13 protein-coding genes are annotated in these 6,763 nt (G+C 67.9%); 2 read left to right on the top strand and 11 right to left on the bottom strand.

The genetic code is table 11. The features are described from left to right. Nucleotides 1-99: 99 nt before the first annotated feature. On the bottom strand, nucleotides 100-297 hold the full coding sequence (locus tag FV222_RS13995) for a hypothetical protein (RefSeq protein ID WP_147814720.1): 198 nt from the start codon (nucleotides 295-297) through the stop codon (nucleotides 100-102). Nucleotides 298-717: 420 nt separating this feature from the next. On the opposite strand from FV222_RS13995, the gene FV222_RS13990 reads away from it, so the two are divergent. After that, nucleotides 718-1,284: a metallophosphoesterase gene (locus tag FV222_RS13990; protein ID WP_147814718.1), complete on the top strand. Its 567-nt coding sequence runs from the start codon at nucleotides 718-720 to the stop codon at nucleotides 1,282-1,284. Here the strand turns inward: FV222_RS13990 and FV222_RS13985 are convergent. The 10 genes from FV222_RS13985 to FV222_RS29645 all read right to left on the bottom strand — a co-directional run bounded on the left by FV222_RS13985 (nucleotide 1,281) and on the right by FV222_RS29645 (nucleotide 6,308). Beyond that, on the bottom strand, nucleotides 1,281-1,670 hold the full coding sequence (locus tag FV222_RS13985; RefSeq protein WP_147814716.1) for a hypothetical protein: 390 nt from the start codon (nucleotides 1,668-1,670) through the stop codon (nucleotides 1,281-1,283). The genes FV222_RS13990 and FV222_RS13985 overlap by 4 nt on opposite strands. Nucleotides 1,671-1,890: 220 nt before the next feature. Further along, complete coding sequence (locus tag FV222_RS13980; protein ID WP_147814714.1) at nucleotides 1,891-2,088, bottom strand: hypothetical protein; 198 nt, start codon at nucleotides 2,086-2,088, stop codon at nucleotides 1,891-1,893. After that, nucleotides 2,085-3,272, bottom strand: a complete 1,188-nt coding sequence (locus FV222_RS13975; protein ID WP_187277334.1) for a PcfJ domain-containing protein — start codon at nucleotides 3,270-3,272, stop codon at nucleotides 2,085-2,087. Before FV222_RS13975 ends, FV222_RS13980 begins: the two co-directional genes overlap by 4 nt. A gap of 282 nt (nucleotides 3,273-3,554) precedes the next feature. Next, on the bottom strand, nucleotides 3,555-4,313 hold the full coding sequence (locus FV222_RS13970; protein ID WP_147814710.1) for a hypothetical protein: 759 nt from the start codon (nucleotides 4,311-4,313) through the stop codon (nucleotides 3,555-3,557). A 64-nt stretch (nucleotides 4,314-4,377) separates the two neighbouring features. Continuing rightward, nucleotides 4,378-4,695: a hypothetical protein gene (locus tag FV222_RS13965; RefSeq protein ID WP_147814708.1), complete on the bottom strand. Its 318-nt coding sequence runs from the start codon at nucleotides 4,693-4,695 to the stop codon at nucleotides 4,378-4,380. Next, entirely contained in the window at nucleotides 4,692-4,988 is a 297-nt protein-coding gene (locus FV222_RS13960) for a hypothetical protein (protein WP_147814706.1), read from the bottom strand. The genes FV222_RS13965 and FV222_RS13960 overlap by 4 nt, the downstream gene beginning before the upstream one ends. Beyond that, a complete protein-coding gene (locus FV222_RS13955; protein ID WP_147814704.1) occupies nucleotides 4,985-5,197 on the bottom strand; it encodes a hypothetical protein in 213 nt (70 codons plus the stop codon). The genes FV222_RS13960 and FV222_RS13955 overlap by 4 nt, the downstream gene beginning before the upstream one ends. Next, complete coding sequence (locus tag FV222_RS13950; protein WP_147814702.1) at nucleotides 5,194-5,604, bottom strand: hypothetical protein; 411 nt, start codon at nucleotides 5,602-5,604, stop codon at nucleotides 5,194-5,196. Before FV222_RS13950 ends, FV222_RS13955 begins: the two co-directional genes overlap by 4 nt. Continuing rightward, nucleotides 5,601-5,849: a hypothetical protein gene (locus FV222_RS13945; protein WP_147814700.1), complete on the bottom strand. Its 249-nt coding sequence runs from the start codon at nucleotides 5,847-5,849 to the stop codon at nucleotides 5,601-5,603. The genes FV222_RS13950 and FV222_RS13945 overlap by 4 nt, the downstream gene beginning before the upstream one ends. 306 nt (nucleotides 5,850-6,155) lie before the next feature. Beyond that, entirely contained in the window at nucleotides 6,156-6,308 is a 153-nt protein-coding gene (locus tag FV222_RS29645) for a hypothetical protein (protein ID WP_187277333.1), read from the bottom strand. Between the two features lie 39 nt (nucleotides 6,309-6,347). On the opposite strand from FV222_RS29645, the gene FV222_RS29640 reads away from it, so the two are divergent. Beyond that, nucleotides 6,348-6,554, top strand: coding sequence for a hypothetical protein (locus tag FV222_RS29640; RefSeq protein ID WP_210248487.1), 207 nt, complete (start codon nucleotides 6,348-6,350; stop codon nucleotides 6,552-6,554). Nucleotides 6,555-6,763: the final 209 nt, after the last annotated feature.

Genomic DNA, 6,763 nt, shown 5'->3' with positions numbered 1-6,763 from the left:
GTTCCGTCCCGCCCCCGTCCGCCCCGGTCACGACCCTGTGGACGGCGGTCGCTTCGTTCCCGCCCACGTTCTTGACAGGGGTGGTGATCCCACCCGGGATCAGGACGCCAGCCGCACGGGTCGCACCCGCCGCCGGTCCCGCCCGAGCGCCCTCGCCAGGTCCGCCGGCCGCTCGGCCTTCACCAGCCCGGGCCGCCGCGTCGACCTCACCTCCAGCATGTCCTCCGCCAGGGCCCGCAGGATCGCGTCGCGTTCCTCGCCGGCCACTGCATCCAGGATGTCCGCGTAATCAGGCATTGCCAACCCTCCGTCATAGGAACAGATAGAGAACAAACGTGGCGGAGCAAGGACTGGGGCGGTGATCCTTGGCGAGGTCACAGGCAGGCCGTTCGCGCGGAATGACGTCACGGCTGTGCCGAACCGCGTCACGACGAGGCCGTTTCAGCGGAACCACGTCACAGGGGCAGGAACCGACGCTCGCCCCCGCCGGGACAAAACATGTTTTCTCGGGACAAAACGCGTTTTTTGGACCCCGTTTTGGACAGAACGTGCTTTCCCACAGGGGCCAGGGCCTCCTTAACCCGCCCCGTGCTACGACACCGATTCCACAGCGCTCCGGAGAGACCCGTGAAACGCATACGCCGCCGTCCCCTCGCCGAGATCCCTAATCCGGGGGCGTGACCGCGTGCGCGGCAGCCCCTCGCGGAGGCTGCCTTCATGACCTTTCGGACCTTCTTCACCTCGGACACCCACTTCGGCCACAAGGGCGTCCTCGCCATGTCCGGCCGGCCCTTCGCCACCATCGAGGAGCATGACGAGCTCCTCGTGCAATCGTGGAACGGCGTCGTCGGACCCCGGGACGAGGTCTGGCACCTTGGCGACTTCGCGATGGGCGCCACGCCGGAGCGGTGCCAGGCCCTGTTCAAGCGCCTCCGCGGTCGCAAGATCCTCGTCCGCGGGAATCACGACAAGAAGCGCACGCTCGATCTGCCGTGGCACTCCCAGCACATCGTCGCCACGCCCAAGGTCGAGGGCAAGCGCCTGGTGCTCTCGCATTACCCGATGCGCGCCTGGATGGGGGCGTTCCGCGGCTCGATCCACCTGTTCGGCCATACCCACGGAAAGCTCCCCGACACGAACCGCTCGTGCGACGTCGGGGTGGATCGGTGGAGCTACCGACCAGTGACGCTGGCCGAGATCCGCGAGCGCCTCGACGCGACGCCGACGGTCCCCGAGGAGATCGCACTCTGCTCGGTTCCCGACGACGACGACGACGAGGGCTAGTAGAAGTCCTCGCCGACGCGGGCAGCCACCATCGCCTTGGTCTCGCCCGGCAGGAACCGCTGCCAGGCCCACTCGCCTCCGTGGAAGAAGAAGTCACGCCCGTCATGCCGGATCTTGGGCATGTCGCCCCGACGCTTCTTCGGCGCGCCCTGCACGTAGATCGTGGCGGGCGCGCCGTCGAACAGGCGGACCCGGGCGGCGAACTTGTCCGGGCCCCACTGCCGGACGCGGACGAACTCCGACACGAGGGACGGCAGGGTTTCGCCACGGTCGTTCGTGAGCCAGGCGGTCACGTGAGCCCGGACGATGGCCGTGGTGGCCTCCTTGTCGAGGGGCAGGTCGAACGTCGGCTGTTCGGCCGCTTGAGCTTGAGGTCTTCTTGCCATGGTCTTCTCCACACAGAGGCGGGATGCCTCGATGCGCGGATGAATCCATAGGTCTCGCCAGTAAGCGAGCCCCATCATAAGACCATCACATTCGATGGTTAAATTAACTCTAGTACATCCCAAACATAGCCCGGAAGCGATGCCACGGACAATCCCCCAGGGGTAGGAAAAGGCCCGGAATGAGAGGAAACGACTCGGGATGGTTAAGAACCCGTGTCGCTCAGTCCGGGCCGTGCGCGGCGTGCCAGGACAGCAGCAGGAGGGCGCGCTCCCACACCCTTCGGTGGGCGCCGTCGACGTCCGGGATGGCCCGGACCGCCTCGGCCTGGGCCCGCCCGTCGCGGGCGATGAGCCCGTCCACGTGGGAGTCGACCGCGTCCGTCACGGCCCGCCAGCGCGCGAGGTCAGCCCCGTTCACCACCGCCTCCCGGTCCGCTCGCGCTCGTGCTGCCGGAACCAGGGCATGCCCGTGTCGGGGTCTCGCTTGATCTTCCCGGGGACGGAGCGAGCAAGGCGCGGAGGGCTCGCCGCGGCGCCGCAGCACACCGGATCGTGGCCGCGTGACAGGGACCTGAGCTCGTCTCGGGAATCCTCCCAGGGAAGCCCGAGGTGCATCCGAACAATATCGGACCCCCCGTCATTCTGATCCGGGGCAAACATCCGACCCATGGCCTCGACGAACCCAGACGCAGAACGCACCGTCATGGTGACCATGCTGTCGATGGCCGAAGCAACGACGTCTCGGGCGAGCGGCGAACGCTCGACCCGGTAGCGCTGAAGCCTGACGGGTCGCCGACTGATGTCGCCCACGTCGACCTCGTCCACCTCATCGAGGATGATGAAGGGCTCCCGGCTGCCGGCACGGCGAAACATCACCTGTCCGTAATGGACCTCGTAGAGTGTGTCGGTCAGCCCGGACCGGGGCATCTCATTCAGCGGGTCGAAGTAACGGGTCGTGCCGTCGGTCTCCCGCATGAGCCAGCTTGGCGTGACAGCGGTCTCGCCGGCGGGGACCACACGGTCGATCAGCGGCCCGAACGCCGGGCAGGTATCGACGGTGGGTGTAGCGTTCTTCGGTCCTTTTGCCTGCATGATGCCGTTCGGGAGGATCTCGACGGTGACATGCGAGCGACCCTCGCCATCACGCAAAGACCAGATCCCGAGGGCAGGACAGTTCTCGTGCTTGTCGGTCGTGTCCCAGGCGTAGCGGTCGTAGGAACGGGACCCCACGCAGTGGCCCATGGCGGCTCCCTCGTTGTCGAGGGCGCGCTTGGTGACGAGGTGAGTCCAGTACCAGCCGGCCGGCGAGTGGACCTCGATTCGCTCGACCGTGCCGACGTCGCCAGCCTTCCGGTCGGCGCGCATGGCGGCGAGCCTCTCGTGCCAGCGCCGGCAATGCTCGACGGCGCCCGACCAGGAAATCTTGGGCAGCTTGTCGAGCATGCGGGGATCCTCCTCCTCCAGGGCGTTGAGCCAATCGAGGAGCTCGCGGACGCCGGGCGGCCCGGCGAACTCTCCGGAGCCACGGACCGTGCCGCCCTCGCGGTGCGCGCGGGACATCGCCTCGTGGCTGCGCTGGGCCGCCGCCAGGGCCTCCTTCATGATCGCGTTGCGCCACCGTCCCTGCGGCAGCTTCGGCGGCTCCAGCGTCGCCCACGGGTACGGGAGCACGACGCAGGTCTCGCCCATGGACACGACCTGCCCGGGCATGCGCCGGGCGAGCCAGCGCCGGATGCGTTCGTCCTTGGCGTGGAGGCAGGCCCATACCGCCGCGTTGAGGATGGCCTGAGGGTAGTGTGCCTGGAACACCGGACGGCTCGCTTGTGGGGATGGCGGGGGAATCGAGGAGCGCCCCTGCCGCCGGGCGCGTCGACGGAGGCAGCCTCAGGCGGCGGCGGCGAGGGGCGGTTCGGCGGGCTTCAGCATCTCGGCAAGCGCGAGGTCGCCGCCGTAGACGTGGAACCAGCATGCCAGCCGGCTGTGACGCGTCGTGATGAAGTCGCCTTCCATGACCTCGCTGAGGACGAGGTGCGGCTCGCCGGCGGGGATGGTCAGACCGGTCCAGTGGCAGGTGTGGTCCTTGCGACCGCGGATGACACGGCGGGATAGCTCGCGCGCCTCGCCCTGGTCGCCGCTGAACGCATCGACGCCGAGCATGTCCTCGTCGGTGACCTGATCGACCGCCTTCCGCTGGACCCATGCGAGGTCGAGGTCGTTGAAGGTGCCGCAGTCGAAGCGGAACAGAATGCGCTGCTGCAAGTCGCGAGGCGGCCTGCTGTTCACGAACGCATCGGGGTAATCGGTGACCGCCTCGATGACCGCTTCTATGACGTCAGTGACCGAACGGCTGGCAATCGACCCGAAGATGGCGAGCTTGGCAGCCTTCTGAGCCGTGTAGTCCTTGAGCCACGTGATGCCGAGGGCAACGTCCTTGAACAGCAGCCCCTGATGCAAGGTGATGAACCCGCCCGGATGGAAAGGATCGGGGGCCACGACGTTGACCTTGAGCTTCTCTGCGAGGGCGTGCGCGTCCCTGTCCCCCCGGACAATCGAATCGATCCACACCGCGAAGTTCGCGCGGGCGGTCTCGGGGAGTTCTTCGACGTAGCTGTGGGGTTCGTAGGGGTAGGTCTTCGTTGCCATGGGACGCTCCTGAAACGTTGATGTGATACCGCGCCCCTGCCGCCGGGCGCGTCGACGTAGGCGCTCAGGCTCCGAGCGGGATGGAGAGCAGGGGCTGAGGGGGCGCGTCCGATCCGGTCGGACGGTGGGAGCGGAAGGCGATGACGTTGCCCGTGCCGGCGACGACGGGCTCCGGGATCACCTCGGCGTTCCACGCCACCATCCCCGCCTCGCGGACGATGGAGACCACCAGGAGCCTCTCGGGCTGGCCCCGGTACAGGGTGACGATGACGTCGCCGGCGACGATGTCTCCGTTGACGCCGAGGATGCTGCGATCAGGCTGGCCGACGCTCCCCTGTTCGAGGAGGACTTTGAAATCGCGGAACTCGCGGTGGACCCTCACGACCGGACACTCCTGTTTGGGACACGGGGATAGGCGGACGGCTGGGCCGGCTCGCCGTGGGAGACCGCCAGCGCGGTGGCGAGGCGCTCGATGCCGTGCCGGGCGGTCGCCATGAGCGACGAGGAGACCTCGTCGTTCGCGATCAGCAGGTCGGTCCGGAGCGCGGGCTCCTTCAGGGATTCGAGCTCGTCGAGCCGGCGGTCGACCGCAGCCCTGACGGTGCGGAGGCGCGTACGGGTCTCGGCGAGATCGAGCTTGTGAAGGTCGGTGACGAACTGGGACCTGAAGCTCATGGGTATGTCCCCCCGACGGCTTCGCTGCTCGCGCACACCCAGCAGTAGGCGGGCATCTCCGGGTGGCGCGTGAGGACGACGCGGTCGAAGAGATCGTGCTCGTCTCCGCAGCACTCGCAAGTGAAGACGGAGGCGGCGTGCATCGCCTCGGCGTGGGCCTCCTCGGCCCTGGTCTGGCGGTCGTCGAGTCCGGTGCCGTCGTAGCTCACGCTGCGCTCCTCTGACGGCGGGCCTCGGCGGCGCGCCGGGCAGCGGCGGACCGGTCCACGCGCGGGATGGGCAAGTCGCGGTCGCGAAGGATGCGGCGCACGACCGAGGGATCGAGGCCGGTCGCAGCGGCCGCCGCCGGGACGGACGCGAGGCGCGCCACGGCATCGAGGGCTGCGGCTTCCAGATCCGGCGACGTCCTCGCCCGGGAACCGAGTCCGCGGGCGGCTGCGGCCAACCCGAGCGCGCGGCGACCCTCGGCCGCGAGGGCGAGAAGCGTCCGCGTCTCGCACCAGAACCAGCGCTCGCGAGCCCCGGGCAGGCCGTAGCCGCCGTCGATCAGGGCCGCGACCGCCTCGGGCCGGGGGCGGATATAGACGTCCGCCTCAAGGGACCTGCCGCGGCTCACGACACCACCTCTTCGGTGCCGGCGATCTCGTACGTGTGGACGTAGGTGACCGCGGACTGCTCCAGGCCGAGCACCCGGAGCAGGTTGTCCGGGGGCGACCGCCGTCCGGAGCGGACGTTTGAGATGTAGCTCTCCGAGAGGGCGTGCCGGCGAACGAACCTTCTCAGGCCGCCGTGCGCCTCGATGGCGGCCTCCAGCCGGGCGAGGACCTCGTCCCTCGTCAAAATGCGGCGTCGCAGCGCCATGCCCTTTTCTCCCCCGGAAAGAATCGCTGCGCCAAATTTAGACCTGGCTGGAAAGTAGCGATACGGGGTGCGACAAGATTTCCAGAAACTTCGAAATTCGTAGGATCTCCCCTTTGCTGGAGTTGATCGTTGTAACTGTTGCGACGGTGATGTCCGTTATGATCGGACACTTTTCAAAGTTGGAAACTTTCTTGGGCGTGTGGCACTCTCTCTGTGTCGACACTGAGAGGGAGGATTCGGTCCATGAGGGCCACAGCACAAGAGCTATGGAGCGTCAGACTAGGACACATGCTCGGCGGCCTTCAGCTAGTCGAGCGGCTTGATGCCGTTCCGGTCGCCGGCACAGTCGTCATGCTCATAAAAGTGGGCGGCCATCCCGCCATCGACCGTCGTGGCTGTGCTGTCGTCCGTGACGGGCAGCCGGTCCGGATCGGCGAGTGGGAAGCCGTCGAGATCCACGACCCCGCTCGGACCGCAGAGCGCCGCTACCGCCGGGCCGTGACGACCGCGCACCTGCCGGATCGGGCGGTGCGATTCGTCAAGCCGGCCGGACACGATTGGGAAGCCGACTGCGTCTCTCCCTACGGCGAGCCCGGCCCGTACTGCCAGGCGTACGCCGCCTGCACCAAGGTCCAAGGGCGCTTCGTCTGGCGCCGGGCCGCGACGTGGTCCGAGGTCACTACCCTTGGGGCAGACCTCGCCTAGTCGTTTTCATCACTCCGTCGATCATCACCATCACCACCGACAAGGAAGCGCATTATGGCCCGTCAAATCCTCGCCTACGTTCTCGCCGTCCTCGCCACCCTCGCGGAGGTGGCGGTCACCGCCACGCGCATGGTCTGGCGCGCCGGCCGCTGGGTTCTCGAATCCGTGACCCCGGCACCCCGTCGCGCCCCCGCCGCGGCTGCCGGTGC

This window comes from Methylobacterium sp. WL103, assembly GCF_008039885.1.
GTDB classification, from domain to species: domain Bacteria; phylum Pseudomonadota; class Alphaproteobacteria; order Rhizobiales; family Beijerinckiaceae; genus Methylobacterium; species Methylobacterium cerastii.
Note: the sequence above shows the minus strand (reverse complement) of the source record. Positions and strands in the feature narration are given on the sequence as shown.